The sequence below is a fragment of the Enterobacter mori LMG 25706 genome (assembly GCF_000211415.1).
Classification (GTDB): Bacteria; Pseudomonadota; Gammaproteobacteria; order Enterobacterales; family Enterobacteriaceae; genus Enterobacter; species Enterobacter mori.
In genome coordinates this window covers 141,123-157,106 of sequence record NZ_GL890781.1, presented here as the reverse complement: position 1 = coordinate 157,106, position 15,984 = coordinate 141,123, and the positions used below count along the sequence as shown (strand labels likewise).

General features: G+C 59.3%; 17 protein-coding genes. 9 read left to right on the top strand and 8 right to left on the bottom strand.

What is annotated here, in order from left to right:
* Positions 1-398: 398 nt before the first annotated feature.
* The gene (locus tag ENTMO_RS0122710) at positions 399-1,061 is read right to left on the bottom strand and encodes an HAD family hydrolase (RefSeq protein ID WP_010436609.1); all 663 of its coding nucleotides are present in this window, start codon (positions 1,059-1,061) and stop codon (positions 399-401) included.
* Positions 1,062-1,298: 237 nt separating this feature from the next.
* On the opposite strand from ENTMO_RS0122710, the gene ENTMO_RS0122705 reads away from it, so the two are divergent.
* A complete protein-coding gene (locus tag ENTMO_RS0122705) occupies positions 1,299-1,826 on the top strand; it encodes an NlpC/P60 family protein (RefSeq protein ID WP_029485220.1) in 528 nt (175 codons plus the stop codon).
* 4 nt (positions 1,827-1,830) lie between these two features.
* Here ENTMO_RS0122705 and ENTMO_RS0122700 read toward each other — a convergent pair whose 3' ends face one another.
* Both ENTMO_RS0122700 and ENTMO_RS0122695 read right to left on the bottom strand, forming a co-directional pair.
* On the bottom strand, positions 1,831-2,625 hold the full coding sequence (locus ENTMO_RS0122700; RefSeq protein ID WP_010436605.1) for an SDR family NAD(P)-dependent oxidoreductase: 795 nt from the start codon (positions 2,623-2,625) through the stop codon (positions 1,831-1,833).
* A gap of 32 nt (positions 2,626-2,657) precedes the next feature.
* Positions 2,658-3,539 (bottom strand): LysR family transcriptional regulator, encoded by an 882-nt coding sequence (locus ENTMO_RS0122695; protein WP_029485219.1) that lies wholly within the window; start codon positions 3,537-3,539, stop codon positions 2,658-2,660.
* Positions 3,540-3,638: 99 nt separating this feature from the next.
* Between ENTMO_RS0122695 and ENTMO_RS0122690 the strand changes: the two genes are divergently transcribed.
* The 8 genes from ENTMO_RS0122690 (at position 3,639) to arnF (ending at position 11,847) form a co-directional block, all read left to right on the top strand.
* Complete coding sequence (locus ENTMO_RS0122690; RefSeq protein ID WP_010436600.1) at positions 3,639-4,145, top strand: phenolic acid decarboxylase; 507 nt, start codon at positions 3,639-3,641, stop codon at positions 4,143-4,145.
* 323 nt (positions 4,146-4,468) lie between these two features.
* Positions 4,469-5,608, top strand: coding sequence for a UDP-4-amino-4-deoxy-L-arabinose aminotransferase (gene arnB / locus ENTMO_RS0122685; protein WP_010436597.1), 1,140 nt, complete (start codon positions 4,469-4,471; stop codon positions 5,606-5,608).
* A 1-nt stretch (position 5,609) separates the two neighbouring features.
* Positions 5,610-6,593, top strand: coding sequence for an undecaprenyl-phosphate 4-deoxy-4-formamido-L-arabinose transferase (gene arnC, locus ENTMO_RS0122680; RefSeq protein WP_010436594.1), 984 nt, complete (start codon positions 5,610-5,612; stop codon positions 6,591-6,593).
* Positions 6,590-8,572, top strand: coding sequence for a bifunctional UDP-4-amino-4-deoxy-L-arabinose formyltransferase/UDP-glucuronic acid oxidase ArnA (gene arnA, locus ENTMO_RS0122675; RefSeq protein ID WP_010436592.1), 1,983 nt, complete (start codon positions 6,590-6,592; stop codon positions 8,570-8,572). Before arnC ends, arnA begins: the two co-directional genes overlap by 4 nt.
* Complete coding sequence (gene arnD / locus ENTMO_RS0122670; RefSeq protein ID WP_010436590.1) at positions 8,569-9,471, top strand: 4-deoxy-4-formamido-L-arabinose-phosphoundecaprenol deformylase; 903 nt, start codon at positions 8,569-8,571, stop codon at positions 9,469-9,471. Before arnA ends, arnD begins: the two co-directional genes overlap by 4 nt.
* Complete coding sequence (gene arnT, locus ENTMO_RS0122665) at positions 9,468-11,123, top strand: lipid IV(A) 4-amino-4-deoxy-L-arabinosyltransferase (protein WP_010436588.1); 1,656 nt, start codon at positions 9,468-9,470, stop codon at positions 11,121-11,123. The genes arnD and arnT overlap by 4 nt, the downstream gene beginning before the upstream one ends.
* Entirely contained in the window at positions 11,120-11,446 is a 327-nt protein-coding gene (gene arnE / locus ENTMO_RS0122660) for a 4-amino-4-deoxy-L-arabinose-phosphoundecaprenol flippase subunit ArnE (protein WP_010436586.1), read from the top strand. Before arnT ends, arnE begins: the two co-directional genes overlap by 4 nt.
* Entirely contained in the window at positions 11,443-11,847 is a 405-nt protein-coding gene (gene arnF / locus ENTMO_RS0122655; RefSeq protein WP_029485218.1) for a 4-amino-4-deoxy-L-arabinose-phosphoundecaprenol flippase subunit ArnF, read from the top strand. The genes arnE and arnF overlap by 4 nt, the downstream gene beginning before the upstream one ends.
* Here the strand turns inward: arnF and acpT are convergent.
* From acpT to ENTMO_RS0122630, 5 genes are read right to left on the bottom strand one after another with little or no spacing between them, the layout of a single operon-like run.
* Positions 11,798-12,391 (bottom strand): 4'-phosphopantetheinyl transferase AcpT, encoded by a 594-nt coding sequence (acpT, locus tag ENTMO_RS0122650; protein WP_010436580.1) that lies wholly within the window; start codon positions 12,389-12,391, stop codon positions 11,798-11,800. The two genes, arnF and acpT, sit on opposite strands and share 50 nt — an antisense overlap.
* Positions 12,392-12,393: 2 nt before the next feature.
* Positions 12,394-13,623, bottom strand: a complete 1,230-nt coding sequence (locus ENTMO_RS0122645) for a beta-ketoacyl-ACP synthase (protein ID WP_010436577.1) — start codon at positions 13,621-13,623, stop codon at positions 12,394-12,396.
* Positions 13,620-14,351: a 3-ketoacyl-ACP reductase FabG2 gene (locus ENTMO_RS0122640; RefSeq protein WP_029485217.1), complete on the bottom strand. Its 732-nt coding sequence runs from the start codon at positions 14,349-14,351 to the stop codon at positions 13,620-13,622. The genes ENTMO_RS0122645 and ENTMO_RS0122640 overlap by 4 nt, the downstream gene beginning before the upstream one ends.
* The gene (locus ENTMO_RS0122635; protein ID WP_010436571.1) at positions 14,345-14,818 is read right to left on the bottom strand and encodes an ApeP family dehydratase; all 474 of its coding nucleotides are present in this window, start codon (positions 14,816-14,818) and stop codon (positions 14,345-14,347) included. Before ENTMO_RS0122635 ends, ENTMO_RS0122640 begins: the two co-directional genes overlap by 7 nt.
* A complete protein-coding gene (locus tag ENTMO_RS0122630; RefSeq protein WP_010436568.1) occupies positions 14,818-15,984 on the bottom strand; it encodes a beta-ketoacyl-[acyl-carrier-protein] synthase family protein in 1,167 nt (388 codons plus the stop codon). The genes ENTMO_RS0122635 and ENTMO_RS0122630 overlap by 1 nt, the downstream gene beginning before the upstream one ends.

Here is a 15,984-nt window from a genome sequence, read left to right as displayed (position 1 = left end):
GGGGGAACATACGGCTGTGGTGGTTATTCCGTTCACTTTATGTTCCTCGCTACTCTGTAACGGCATAACCTGTGAACGTGCCAGGGTGGCTCAATCGCCACCACCCTGGCTACCCGGGCTCCCGGCGGTAAATCGCCGCTTCGCGGTGCCCTCGGCTTATTCCTTCCGGCTTGTCGGGGACGGGCGGAGGCAACGTCCATGTAAAGCCCGCCCTCTCGGCGCATCCCTGCGCCTCGCCCCGGCCGGAAGGCAAACGCCTCAGCGAGTTACAGCCGGACCAGGGCGGCGCTGTGAGTCATTGATTATCCTGAAACAACATTCATCGCTTCCGGTTAAAAAAATACTGGGGATGCCTCAGCCCCGTGGGAGAGGGCCGGGGTGAGGGCAAAAGACCGCACTTACCCCTTAATCGGTGAATTCCGACGCTTGCGCGGATGATGGAAGTGACGCCAGTGTGGATCCTGCGCTGCCGCCAGCAGTTCGTGGTCACCACGGGTGTCACCCCAGGCGCGCAGGTGGTAGGTGTTGAGATCGCCGTAGACCTTTTCCAGCCTCGCGACTTTCTGTGCACAGCGGCAGTTATTGCCGGTGATACGTCCGGTCAGCTTGCCGTTTTTCACTTCCAGCTGCGTACCAATCAGCTTAATGCCGAGCTTATCCGCCCACGGCTGAAGCACCAGTGCCGGGGAGGCGGAGCAGATAGTCACTTCCGCACCGGAATTCACCTCAGCCGCTACGGCTAAAACCCCTTCAGGGCGCATCAGCTTGTTCCAGTATTTTTCACAAAAGGCTTCCGCCTGCTGACGTAACCAGTGCTCGTCCACCCCTGTCAGGAACGTTTTGATCAACACCTCTTTCAGCTCATCACGCGTTAGCTTGCGGCGCACGCAGTGGAGCGTCGGTAACGCCATCCGTACCAGCCGTCCCGCAAAGTAACGCTTGCCAAAGGCAAAGCGCAGGAAAGGGATAAAGCTGTCGTGATGCGTCAATGTTCCATCAAAGTCAAAGACAGAGAGCACGTGGGATTTGGCCACGGGGTCGTCGGCAATCATATTGGTCATAAATACGTCTTAGCTGAAATACACATTCTGCTCATTAGTTTACCTGCTTTAACGCCACAGTCCTTATACCACGCGCGTTTTTTTCTCATTCTTGCGACAGGGCCGAAGAGTCCAAAATCAGACCCGATAACAATTGGATGAAAAACGAACAGTCTATATTATCGCCACATTGCACGATTTTTGGGGAAATATTGGCCCCACCCGTAAGGAAAAACTCACTCACTGCTTCTTTTTGATATGACTCTTAGATCGCTTATTTCAATACTCTCGTTAAGTTTTGCCTCGTTTTCAGCATTTAGTTTTCAACTGCCTGCTTCCATGTTGTCAATGAACAGCGAGCTGTCGGCATCCCCGGCAACGTCCGGGCTGATGCATCAGCAAACGGGTCCGCTACGTTCCCGCATTCTCGATCAATACCAGAAATGGAAAGGGACCCACTACCAGTGGGGAGGAACCACGCATCGCGGGGTAGATTGCTCTGCGCTGATGCAGCATCTCTTCAGTGATGCCGCACACCTGGAACTGCCGCGCACCACTAGCGAGCAGATCCATCGCGGTGTGCAGGTGGCACAATACCGTTTGAAGGTCGGAGATTTGGTGTTTTTCCAGACGGGCCCGAACCGAAAGCATGTGGGCGTTTACATTGGTGATAGCCAGTTCATTCACGCTTCGAGCAGCCAGGGCGTAACGGTTTCAACCCTGACGGATAACTACTGGCAGGAACATTTCATCACCGCCCGCCGGGTGGCGGGCGCTGCAGCCTGACGGCTCAGATGATGTCATCCACTACGCCACCATCGACGCGCAGTGCCGCACCGGAGGTGGCGGAGGCCTGCGTCGAACAGACATACACCACCATATTCGCCACTTCTTCCACCGTCGCGGCGCGCTGAATCACCGAGCTGGGGCGATTAGCCATCACAAACTCTTTCGCCAGTTGCTCCAGCGATTTCCCGGTTTTCTCGATCTCGTCTTTCATCATCCCGGTAAAACCATCAGACATCGTCGGTCCTGGCAGGACGCTGTTAACCGTGACGCCGCTTCCGGCTACAAATTTCGCCAGCCCGCGCGCCAGCGAGAGCTGCGCCGTTTTGGTCACGCCATAGTGGATCATATCCGCCGGAATATTGCAGGCTGATTCGGACGAAATAAACACCACGCGCCCCCAGCCTTTCTGCACCATGCCGGGCAGCAGGGCGCGGGAGAGGCGCACGCCGGACATTACGTTGGTCTGCCAGTAACGCTCCCAGGTGTCATCGTCGGTGGAGTAGAAATCCTGCGGGCCGTAAATCCCCGCGTTGTTGACCAGAATGTCGACGTTAGTTGCCACGTTCAGCAGCGCGTCCACCCCGTCCGGTGTACTGAGATCGGCAATGGCCGCCCGCACCTGCACGCCGGGCACGACCTGCTGGAGTTGCTGAATACCCTTGTTCACCGAGTCCGTGCTGCGGCCATTCACAATCACTTCCGCACCACTTTCAGCCAGCCCTCGGGCGATAGCGAACCCAATCCCGCCGGTTGAGGCGGTCACCAGCGCCACTTTCCCCGTAAAATCGATTTTCATGCTCCGCTCCTTGTGGTTTTAACGTTCAGACCTTAAAGCGTAGCAGGTGAGGATGACGGCTCCTGTTTAAAAAGGTGCAGCAGGGTGTCCACCTGCTCGTCCAGAGGATTGAGCGAGCGCTTAACGATGAGGTGCAGCGGCGTCGCGCGGCGCACGCCGTGGCTGAGCGGCAGCGCTTTCAGAACGCCTTGTTCCAGCTGCGTTTGAATACGCTCTTCCGGCAGCCAGCCGTATCCAACCTGGTTCATCACCGCTTCGATGGCGGCATCAATGGTGGAAAATGTCCAGGACCCGCCAGCAGGACGGGCAGCAGGCTGGCTGTCCGCAATTTGGATCAGCGGCCACGGGCGAAGCAGTTCATCGTTCAGCGGTGCATCAAGTGCAAACAGAGGGTGCTCGTAATGGGCAACGGCAACAAAGTCGATAGTCATCAGCCATTCACCCAGTCCGGTAATGTCCTGGCGGCGGGTGAGGATCATCACGTCGGCTTCATCATTCAGCGCATCGTCGCGGCTGTTTTCCAGCACTTCGGTAAGCCGCACCTGCGTTTGCGGATAGCGCTGCTGGAACTGCCGCAAAATGGCGAACAGGCGGCGACGCGGGAAGATACTGTCAACCATGAGGTCGAGCCGGGTCCGCATGCCGCTCTGCAGCGTCGCGGCGCGCGTCTCGACGTAAGAGAACGCCTTCAGCAGCGGTTTAACCTGATTCAGTAATAATGCCCCTGCGGGAGTGAGCACGGCCCGTCTTCCCTCAGCCATCAGCAGCGCCACGCCCAGCCGCTCCTGCAGCAGCGACAGGTTATAGCTGACCGAAGACTGGCTGCGGTGGGGCTCTTCCGCTGCTTTAGCAAAGCTACCAGCCTCCACCACTCTCTCCAGCAAGGCCCACTGTTCGAGCGTCGTCTTGTGCATAATTAATCTAAAATTTGGATGAATTTGATTCAAACATAGCGTTATTCATTCGTTTTTTGAAGGAATAAGATCGTCTCATCAAAACAAAGGAGACATCTTATGAACACCTTCGACAAACATGATTTAAGCGGCTTCGTCGGCAAACATCTGGTTTATACCTACGATAATGGCTGGAACTATGAAATTTACGTCAAAAACGAAAACACCCTCGACTACCGTATTCACAGCGGCCTGGTCGGCAACCGCTGGGTGAAAGACCAGCAGGCGTACATCGTCCGCGTTGGGGAGAACATCTATAAAATCTCCTGGACTGAGCCCACCGGCACCGACGTGAGCCTGATTGTGAACCTGGGCGACAGCCTGTTCCACGGCACGATCTTCTTCCCGCGCTGGGTAATGAACAATCCGGAAAAAACCGTCTGCTTCCAGAACGATCACATTCCGCTGATGAATAGCTATCGCGATGCGGGCCCGGCATATCCAACCGAAGTGATTGATGAATTTGCCACTATTACTTTTGTTCGCGACTGCGGTGCTAACGATGAAAGCGTTATTGCGTGCGCTGCCAGTGAACTTCCAAAAAACTTTCCTGATAATTTAAAATAAGCGCGACAATTAACTAAAAAGAAAAGTTCCCGGCTCATTTCATATTTATTCGAAATGGTCGGGAATTTTTTGTTTGTTGATGTTTGGTTTAGATAAAAAGCGCGTTAACGGTGAGCGTAATCACAAAATAAATAATTCATAATTTAATAACTCTTTGTTTATTAATTGATTTTGGTTGTTTGGCTATTCCTCTTTTTCGCCATCTTAATTTTTCCCTAAGAAATGAACGTTACCTTGAGATGAGTTTATGGTTCGTTGAAATAAACGCGTCGGCATTTGGTTAATATCAAAAAGTTGCCTTAAACATCTCAAGGAAATTAATAATGCGTGATTTTTTGCCGTTTTCTCGTCCTTCAATGGGCGCTGAGGAAATCGCCGCAGTGCAGGAGGTATTAACCTCCGGCTGGATCACCACCGGGCCGAAAAATCAGGCGCTGGAAGACGCGTTTTGTACGCTTACCGGAAACCGTCATGCGATTGCCGTCTCCTCCGCCACGGCGGGGATGCATGTCACTCTGATGGCGATGGATATCGGTCCCGGCGATGAGGTGATTACCCCCTCCCTGACCTGGGTGTCGACGCTGAATATGATCGTGCTGCTGGACGCCACGCCGGTGATGATCGACGTCGACAAAGAGACGCTGATGGTGACGCCTGAGGCGGTCGAGGCCGCCATTACGCCCCGCACGAAAGCCATTGTGCCGGTGCATTATGCGGGCGCACCGTGCGATATCGACGCCATTCGCGCCGTCGGTGAACGCCACGGTATTCCCGTCATTGAAGATGCCGCCCATGCCGCCGGAACCTACTACAAAAACCGTCACGTGGGCTGGCAGGGCACGGCCATCTTCTCCTTTCACGCCATCAAAAACATGACCTGCGCCGAAGGTGGCCTGGTGGTGACGGATGACGCACAGCTGGCGCAAAAAATCCGCAGCTTGAAGTTCCACGGTCTGGGCGTAGATGCCTATGACCGCCAGACCCACGGCCGCGCGCCGCAGGCGGAGGTCATCACCCCCGGCTTCAAATACAACCTTGCGGATATCAACGCCGCGCTGGCGCTGGTCCAGCTGGGCAAGCTGGGCGAGGCCAATAAGCGCCGTCGCGACATTGCCGACCGCTACCGGCTTGAACTCGCGGATACCCCTTTCCAGCCGCTGCGCACCCCGGCCTGGCCACATCTGCACGCCTGGCACCTGTTTATTATTCGCGTGGATGAAGCCCGGTGCGGCATTTCGCGCGATGCCCTGATGGCCGCGCTGAAAGAGCAGGGCATTGGTACGGGTCTGCATTTCCGCGCAGCCCACACGCAAAAATACTATCGCGAGCATTTCCCGGAGGTGTCCCTGCCGAACACCGAATGGAACAGCGCGCGTATTTGTTCTCTCCCTCTTTTCCCGGACATGACCCATGACGACACAACCCGCGTCATTACCGCGCTCCATCAGCTTGCAGGACATTGATATGTTCAGCGCGCCGCCCGTTCAAAAAGTCTCCGTGGTGATCCCGGTCTACAACGAGCAGGAGAGCCTGCCGGAACTGATCCGCCGCACAACCGCTGCCTGCGACACTCTGGGCAAGGCTTACGAAATTCTGTTGGTGGATGATGGCAGCAGCGATGACTCCGCGATGATGCTGACCGACGCCGCGCAGGCGGAGGGCAGCCATATTGTTGCCGTGCTGCTTAACCGTAACTATGGCCAGCACTCGGCGATCATGGCCGGGTTCAGCCACGTGACGGGCGATCTGGTGATAACGCTGGACGCTGACCTGCAAAACCCGCCGGAAGAGATCCCACGCCTGGTTGCCAAAGCTGACGAGGGCTACGACGTGGTCGGCACCGTGCGGCAAAACCGTCAGGACAGCCTGTTCCGCAAGCTGGCGTCACGCACCATTAACCGGCTGATCCAGCGCACCACCGGCAAAGCGATGGGCGATTACGGCTGCATGCTGCGCGCCTATCGCCGCCACATCATCGACGCCATGTTGCACTGCCACGAACGCAGTACCTTCATTCCGATTCTGGCGAACACCTTTGCCCGCAAAGCGACGGAGATCCCGGTGCTGCACGCCGAGCGCGAGCACGGGGAGTCAAAGTACAGCTTTATGCGTCTGATCAACCTGATGTACGACCTCATCACCTGCCTGACCACCACGCCGCTGCGCCTGCTGAGCGTTTTCGGCAGCGTTATCGCGCTGGCCGGGTTTGCGCTTTCCGTTCTGCTGGTCGTGCTGCGGCTGGCCTTTGGCCCACAGTGGGCGGCGGAAGGGGTCTTTATGCTGTTTGCCGTGCTGTTCATGTTCATCGGCGCCCAGTTCATTGGTATGGGCCTGCTCGGTGAATACATCGGCCGTATTTACAACGATGTTCGCGCGCGTCCGCGCTACTTTATTCAACGGGTTGTCCGTCAGGAACACACCGCATCTCAAGAGGAAAAACACCCATGAAAGCTGTCGTCTTCGCCTATCACGATATGGGGTGCTCGGGCACGCAAGCCTTGCTGGACGCGGGCTTCGACATTACGGCCATCTTCACGCATCCGGACGTTGCCGGAGAAAACCATTTCTTTGGCTCGGTGGCGCGTATTGCGGCTGAACACGGGATCCCGGTGTACGCCCCGGACGACGTGAACCACCCGCTGTGGGTGGATCGCATTCAGAAACTCGCGCCGGACGTGATTTTCTCGTTCTATTACCGCAACCTGCTCTGCGATGCGATCCTGAGCGTGGCAGACAAAGGGGCGTTCAACCTGCACGGCTCCCTGCTGCCAGCCTACCGTGGCCGCGCCCCGCTGAACTGGGCGCTGGTTAACGGTGAAACGGAAACCGGCGTAACGCTGCACAAAATGGTGCGACGTGCCGATGCGGGCGGTATCGTGGCGCAGCAGAAAGTGAGCATTGACGCCGATGAGACGGCGCTGGAGCTGCACCGCAAGCTCTGCACCGCCGCGCAAAGCCTGCTGCGCGACGCGCTGCCGACGATCCTTCAGGGAACCTTTACCGAAACCGCGCAGGATGAAAGCAAGGCCAGCTGCTTCGGTCGCCGCACGCCGGAAGATGGCCGTCTGGACTGGAACCAACCGGCCCGCCAGCTGCACAACCTGGTACGCGCCGTGACCGACCCGTGGCCGGGCGCATACAGCTTTGCGGGTGTGAGTAAATTTATCGTCTGGAAATCCCGCGTGCGTGACGACATTCCTGCCGCCAAACCGGGCACCGTCGTCTCGGTCTCCCCGCTGATTGTGAGCTGTGGCGAGCAGGCGCTGGAGATCGTCACCGGACAAACCGACAGCGGCTTGTACGTTCAGGGGGCGCAGCTGGCGCAGTCTCTGGGGCTGGTGGCGGGGGCGCTGATCACCAGCGCGCCGGTGGTGGCGCTCAAACGGCGCACGCGCGTGCTGATCCTCGGGGTGAACGGGTTTATCGGTAACCACCTCACCGAGCGCCTGCTGAAAGACGACAACTACGAGATCTACGGTCTGGACATTGGATCCGATGCGATCGGCCGTTTCCTCGGTAATCCGCGCTTCCACTTCGTTGAAGGGGACATCAGCATCCACTCCGAATGGATCGAGTACCACATCAAGAAATGCGACGTGGTGCTGCCGCTGGTGGCGATTGCCACACCGATTGAGTACACCCGTAACCCGCTGCGTGTGTTCGAGCTGGATTTCGAAGAGAACCTGAAGATTATCCGCGACTGCGTGAAATACGATAAGCGCATCATCTTCCCGTCCACTTCTGAGGTGTACGGCATGTGTACCGATAAGAACTTCGACGAGGACACCTCCAGCCTGGTGGTCGGGCCGATCAACAAGCAGCGCTGGATCTACTCCGTCTCCAAGCAGCTGCTCGATCGCGTGATTTGGGCCTACGGCGAGAAAGAGGGGCTACGCTTTACCCTGTTCCGTCCGTTTAACTGGATGGGGCCGCGTCTGGATAACCTGAACGCCGCGCGTATCGGCAGCTCCCGCGCCATCACCCAATTGATCCTGAACCTGGTGGAAGGGTCGCCCATCAAGCTTATCGAAGGCGGCAAACAGAAACGCTGCTTCACCGATATCAGCGACGGCATCGAAGCGCTGTTCCGCATCATCGAAAACAAAGACGGCCGCTGCAACGGGGAGATCATCAACATCGGCAACCCGGACAACGAAGCGAGCATCCGCGAGCTGGCTGAAATGCTGCTGGCAAGCTTTGAGCGCCATCCGCTGCGCAGCCAGTTCCCGCCGTTTGCCGGGTTCCGCGAAGTGGAGAGTAGCAGCTACTACGGCAAAGGCTATCAGGACGTAGAGCACCGTAAGCCGAGCATCCGCAACGCGAAGCGCTGCCTGAACTGGACGCCAACCGTGAAGATGGAGCAGACCATTGATGAAACGCTCGACTTCTTCCTGCGCACCGTGGAGCTGTCGGAACAGGCATCATGAAAAAGGTCGGTTTACGCATTGATGTCGACACCTTTCGCGGCACCCGCGACGGCGTCCCGCGGCTGCTGGAACTGCTGAGCAAGCACGACGTGCGTGCCAGCATTTTCTTCAGCGTTGGGCCAGACAACATGGGGCGTCATCTGTGGCGCCTGGTTAAACCGGCATTTCTGTTCAAAATGCTGCGCTCGCGCGCGGCATCCCTCTACGGCTGGGATATTTTGCTGGCGGGGACCGCCTGGCCCGGCAGGCGCATCGGGGCCGGGAATGAAGCGATTATTTGCGAAGCGGCGCATCAGCACGAAGTGGGGCTTCACGCCTGGGATCACCATGCCTGGCAGGCCTGGGCGGGCGTCTGGGATATTCCGCGCCTGGAACAAGACGTCGAGCGCGGCGTGCAGGAGCTGGAGGCGATTACCGGCCAGCCCGTGCGCTGTTCCGCCGCGGCGGGATGGCGTGCCGACCAGCGCGTGGTGAAAGCCAAGGAGACCTTCGCGTTTCGCTATAACAGCGATTGTCGCGGTACCGCCCCGTTTTTACCGCTGTTAGGGAACGATCGCACCGGTACGGTTCAAATACCTGTCACGCTCCCGACCTGGGATGAAGTGGTCGGGCGCGACGTCAGTGCCGCAGGATTTAACCGCTACATACTGGACTGCATGCATCGCGATGAGGGTACGCCGGTCTACACAATTCACGCCGAGGTGGAAGGGATCGCGTATCAGCATGATTTTGATGCGCTGTTGACGATGGCTGCCGCCGAGGGCATTCACTTCTGCCCGCTCGGCGATATGCTGCCAGACGATCTCAGCACCTTGCCGGTCGGCAAAATTGTGCGCAATGAAATGGCCGGTCGGGAAGGCTGGCTTGGCTATCAACAAACCGTGAGCCCGGTATCATGAAAGCAGCCCGTTATGGCGTAGCGCTTCTCGCACTGTTTATTGTTTACTACGTTATCCCGGTCGATCTCCGCCTGTTGTGGCAGCCGGACGAGACGCGCTACGCGGAAATCAGCCGTGAAATGCTCGCCTCAGGCGACTGGATTGTGCCGCATTTTCTCGGCCTGCGTTACTTTGAAAAGCCGATTGCCGGTTACTGGGTTAACAGCATCGGGCAGCTGATCTTTGGTCACTCCAACTTTGCCGTGCGCGCCGGAGCGATCTTCTCCACCGGGTTGACGGCGCTGCTGGTCATCTGGCTCGCCTGGCGCCTCTGGCAGGATAAGCGGGTGGCGATTTTCTCCGGCCTTATCTTCTTAACGTTGTTCCTGGTCTATGGCATCGGCACCTACGCCGTGCTGGATCCGATTATCGCCCTGTGGCTGGCGTTAGCGATGTGCAGCTTCTGGCTGGCCGCACGGTCGAAAACCGTGGCCGGAAAAGCGGGGGGCTACATTCTGCTGGGGCTGGCCTGCGGCATGGGCGTCATGACCAAAGGCTTCCTGGCGCTGGCGGTTCCGGTGATGGGCGTGCTGCCGTGGGTGATTGCGCAGAAACGCTGGAAAGAGGTGCTTGTTTTTGGCTGGCTGGCGATCCTGAGCTGCGTGCTTATCGTCCTGCCCTGGGGGCTGGCAATCGCCCAGCGCGAACCGGATTTCTGGCGTTACTTCTTCTGGGTGGAGCATATCCAGCGTTTTGCGCAGAGCGATGCCCAGCATAAAGCGCCGTTCTGGTACTACCTGCCGTTCCTCGTCGCGGGGAGTCTGCCGTGGCTGGCGCTGCTGCCGGGCGCGCTGCGCCTCGGCTGGCGTGAGAGGCAAAATGAGGGGGCGGGGCTCTATCTGCTGGGTTGGGTGGTGATGCCGCTGCTGTTCTTCAGCATCGCCAAAGGCAAGCTGCCCACCTATATCCTGCCGTGCTTCGCGCCGCTGGCTATCCTGATGGCGCGCTACGCCTGCACGATGGCGGAAAAAGGGGCCCGCGTGCTGCGCGTCAACGGCGGCATCAACCTCGCGTTTGGCGTTATCGGCGTGGTGGCGGCGCTGGTGGTGTCGCCGTGGGGACTCGCTAAACATCCGGTCTGGACATCGGTTGAACTGTACAAAGTCTTCTGTGCCGCGATCGCTTTTCTTATCTGGGCCGCGGTGGGCTGGATTACGCTGAAGCAGAGCGCGCGGCGCTGGTGGCTCGCGGCACTTTGTCCTGCCGGTCTTGCGCTGCTCATTGGGTTTGCCATCCCTAACCTGGTGGTGGATTCCAAACAGCCGCAGTCGCTGGTGGATACCGTGCGTATGCCGCTGGAGGAGAGCCGGTTTGTGCTGGCAAACAACGTTGGCGTGGCGTCGGGGCTGGCGTGGGAACTGAATCGTCATGACATCATTCTTTTTGGCCAGACCGGGGAGCTGAAATATGGCCTCGGTTACCCGGATGTGAAAGGACGGTTTGTGAGCAACGGTGAGATCGCACAATGGCTCGAAACGCATCGTCAGCAGGGGCCGGTATCACTGGTGATCCTGCTTTCAAAAAACGATGACATTGCCCGCGCCGGGCTGCCGAAACCGGACAGCCTGACGATTCAGGGGCGTCTGGCCTACCTGCAATATCTGCCGCAATGATGGCCTGGATCTGGCTGGTACTGGCAAGCCTGCTGAGCTGCGCAGGGCAGCTGTGTCAGAAACAGGCAACCCGGGCGAAGGGCGGTCAGCGAACTGCCCTGTGGCTTGGGCTGGCCTTGCTGGCGCTTGGCTGCGGGATGTTTGCCTGGCTGGTGGTGTTGCAGCTTCTGCCCGTCGGCGTGGCTTACCCCATGCTGAGCCTGAACGTTGTCTGGGTCACGCTGGCGGCGAAAATCGTCGGGCATGAGTCCGTCCCGTCACGCCACTGGCTGGGCGTCGGGTTGATTATGGTCGGGATTATCCTGCTGGGGGGAAGCCTGTGAAGGGGACATGTTGGGCGTTATGCAGCGTGGTGTTGGTCAGCGTGGCGCAGTTGGTGCTGCGCCACGCCATGGGGACGCTGCCGCCGGTGAGTGACGCCTTTTTTGCTGCTCTCCGGCACGCCGCGCCCGGCACGGGAACCTTGATGCTGGGTCTAACTGGCTATGTGGCTTCGATGGGCTGCTGGTATCTGGCCCTGCAGCGCATGGCGCTCAGTCGAGCCTATGCCCTGCTGAGTCTCAGCTACATTCTGGTGTGGGGTGCCGCCGTTGTGCTGCCCGGCTGGGGAGAACACTTTTCCTGGCGCGGGCTGGCGGGCGTTGGGCTGATTATTCTCGGCGTGCTGACGATCTTTATGCCGCAGACGTATTGGGGTAAGAAATCGACTCGGCGGTCAAGGTAAAGGGCGTCGGGGTACACACCGCCAGGCTCAGCGTGCCAAAGCGCAGCTGGCTCACCGAATGCGTCTGCGCGGTGCTGTCGATGCTGACAATCTGCCAGGCGCTGCCGCCGCGCTGTTTTACAATCGCCTCTTTCCGCGTCCAGATACGCCAGAAGGCAGAAAGCTGTTCCTCGGGCGCTTCGCGCTCAAGCTCTTCATGCTCGGTGATGCTAAAGACGGCATTCGCCAGCGCCTGCCAGTTCTGCCGCGGGCGGATCACTTCGATATCGCAGCCGACTTCACCTTCGTCGCTCATCAATAAGGCAATGTCGTCGCCGCTATGGCTCAGGTTGAACCACAACGGGTGCCCCTTCGCAAAAGCCGGTTTTCCCTGTTCACCGTAAATGATGTCGGGCAGCGGCGAGGGGGATAATGTTCTGGCGAGCAGCGTCCGGCCTGCGAGCCAGGATGCGTTTCGCGCACCCTGAGGTGCCCTGTCTGCGAGCGTTGACGCCAGCGGGTCCGCGCTAAGGGTGGAGATTTTTCCCAGTACAAACTGGTACATAGTTACGCCCAGCGTTTAATGATTATCGAAGTATTGATGCCGCCGAATGCGAAGTTATTGCTTTGCAGATACTCACAGTCAATCTGACGGGCTTCCCCCATAATATAATCTAAAGCGCCGCATTGCTCATCCGGTTGTCTTAAATTGAGCGTTGGAATGAACCAGCCTTCGCGCATCATCTCCAGGCTCAGCCAGGCTTCCAGCGCCCCGCACGCGCCCAGCGTGTGGCCAAAATAGCTTTTCAGGGATGAAATGGGCACGCTGTCGCCGAAAATGGCGGCGGTGGCCTGACTCTCGGCGATGTCCCCGCGATCGGTCGCCGTGCCGTGGGCGGAAATGTAGCCAATATCCTGAGGGCTCAGACCCGCCATCGCCAGCGACTGTTCCATACAAATCTGCATGGTTTCACGCTGGGGCTGGGTGATATGGGCCGCATCGCAGTTGGTGGCAAATCCCACAATCTCGCCGTAAATTGTCGCACCGCGCGCTCTGGCGTGCTCCAGCTCTTCCAGAATGACGGTGCCTGCACCTTCGCCAATCACCAGGCCGTCGCGCTGGCTGTCGAAAGGCGACGGCGTGGTTTTGGGTGCGTCGTTACGCTGGCTGGTGGCGAAGAGGGTATCAAAAACGGCGGCTTCCGAGGGGCAAAGCTCTTCCGCACCGCCCGCCACCATCACGGTTTGATAACCATGACGAATGGCCTCCCACGCATAGCCAATCGCCTGGCTCCCGGAGGTACAGGCGCTCGAGGTGGGGATCACCCGTCCGCGCAGGCCAAAGAACAGTCCCGTATTGACGGCGGTAGTGTGCGGCATCATCTGCACATAGGTCGTGCCGGTGATGTTATGGGTGTGCTTTTCCATAAGCATGGACGCGAATTCGCTCACCGGCCCGGTGCTGCCCGTCGACGAGCCGTAGGCGATGCCGGTTTGACCGCTGGTCAGCACGGCGTCGTCGATCAGGCCCGCCTGCTCCAGCGCCAGCTCGGTGGCGCGGGTAGAGAGCAGCGACACGCGACCCATGGCCCGAATCCGCTTGCGGGTGTAGTGATCCGGCAGGGTGAAGTCCTCAATGGGCGCGGCCAGCAGGGTTTGCAGACCGTCATACGCCTGCCATTCAGACATGGTGCGCACCGCATTTTCATATCCGCGCAGGCGGCGTGAAATGGTCGGCCACGCTTCGCCAAACGCGGTGATGCCGCCCATGCCGGTAATCACGACGCGACGCGTCATAGCATACCTCCGTTAATCGAGATCACCTGGCGCGTCACATAGCCCGCCTTGTCTGACATCAGGTAGCTCGCCAGCCCGGCCACTTCGTCAGCGTGGCCCATACGCTGCATCGGGATCATCGACATTGCCGCGTTCAGCGCGGCCTCGTCCATCTCGATCATGCCGGTATCAATCAGCCCCGGCGCGATGCAGTTCACGGTGATTTTGCGCTTCGCCAGCTCAACGGCCAGCGCTTTGGTGGCCCCGATAATCCCGGCTTTGGCGGCGCTGTAGTTCACCTGCCCGCGGTTGCCCATCAGGCCAGAAACCGACGATAGGGTGATAATCCGCCCGCCCTTGCGGGTGCCGATCATCGGCATAATGCAGGGATGGATAACGTTATAGAAACTGTCGAGATTGGTGTGGATTACGCTGTCCCAGTCATCCTCGCTGAGCGCCGGAAACGCGCCGTCGCGGGTGATGCCTGCGTTACTGACCACGCCATACCATGCGCCGTGGTCAGCCATTTCCTGTTCCAGCACCGTGCGGCACTGCTCGCGGTTGCCCACGTCGAAGGCGAGTAAACGGCCCGTGCCGCCCGCCTGAACAATCGCGTCGAGTGTCTCCTGTGCGCCAGCGGCATCGCGGTGGTAATGCACGCCCACGGTGAAACCGTCAGCCGCAAGCTGAAGGGCAATAGCGCGGCCAATGCCTTTGCTGGCACCGGTGACCAGTACGGATCTCATGATGGCGTTCCCTGATTGAAAAGTGATGTTAATTGTTCTTCGCTCGGCTGGAAGGTGTTCACCCGGCCCGTGGCAAGGGAGGCGTTATCCGCGTGGATGACGCATTCGAAGCTGCCAAAGCGTTCATCCTGCATCAGCCGTTCGATGGTGATAGTCAGCGTGGTGCCTGCGATAAACAGCCCTGCGGTGCATACCAGTTCACGCGCGCCCAGCACCATGCCCAGCGGGCTGTGCGGCAGCCCTTTTTGCAGGCGATGCCACTCAGACCAGACGCCGACGGTCTGCGCCATCAGCTCCAGCGCAAACCAGCCCGGCAGGTCGCCGTCGGCGTTCAGAAACGGGGCGAGCACGCCGTGCCCGCTCACCGTGACGCTGCACGCTGCGCCATTGTCGGTGACGCTCTCGACGGTCTCCAGCAGCATCATGGGCGCGTCGTGAGGAAGGTACTCGGCGGGGGATAAATATTTCATCACACTCTCCCCAGCAGAAGGCTGGCGTTGTTGCCGCCAAACGCGAACGAGTTCGACAGGATCGCCGGTTTTTTCAGCGGGGCAGGTGCGTGCAGCAGTCCGCAGGCGGGCAGCGTGTCGTCCTGCGCGTAGCGGGAAAAATCCTGCGGCGGCAGCGGCAGGTTGCGGGTCAGGATCAGCCAGCTTAGCGCGGCCTCGGTGATCCCGGCGGCGCCCAGCGTGTGGCCGGTCAGATGTTTGGTGGAACTGCACGGCACGCGTTCGCCAAACAGATCGTGGATAACCTGCGCCTCAATGCGATCGTTAAGCGGCGTGGCGGTGCCGTGAAGGTTGATATAGCCGATATCATCCGCCGTCATGCCCGCCTCGTTCAGCGCCTGCGTGATAGCGCGGATGGCCCCTTCACCCTGCGGGTGCGGCGCGGAAATATGATACGCATCGCTGGATTCACCCGCGCCCAGCAGCGCGATCTCTCCCGGCTCGCGGGTTAGCACCATCAGCGCCGCCGCTTCACCAATGGTGATCCCCCGGCGGTCACGGCCAAAGGGTTCGCACTGGGTTGGCGAGAGGGACTCCAGGCTGTTAAAGCCGTTAACCGGCATGCGGCTCAGGCTGTCGGCGCCGCCCACAATGGCGACATCCACCAGCCCGGCGTTGATCAAACGACAACCGCTGATGATTGCCCGTGCGCTGGAGGAGCAGGCGGTCGAGAGGGTATATGCCGGGCCGTCCAGCTCAAGCCAGCTGGCGAGAAAGCGCGACGGATCGCCCAGCTCCTGCTGCGGGTATTGCCATTGCGGGCTGTCCTCGCCGTTCTGAGAGAGGCGCACGTACGTGTCACCTTCGTCCAGTCCGGACGTGCTGGTGCCAAGCACCACCGCCACACGGTCGCGTCCCACGCGCGCGATGGCCGCATCGACGGCAGGCTGGATCTGCGCCAGCGCTGCCAGTAACAGCTGGTTGTTACGGCTGCGATGCGCCGACAGGTGGTCCGGTATTGACGGCAGCTCGCCCTCCACGCCGCCCAGCACCGCATCCGGCACGCCCTGCAGCCAGCCTGCGCGGTGACGCATCCCCGGCGCAACGCCTGCGGTCAGATTTGCCGCAATCTCATCAGCCGAGTTGCCCAGGGCGTTGACCATGCCAACGGCAGAAAGGTAGATCAT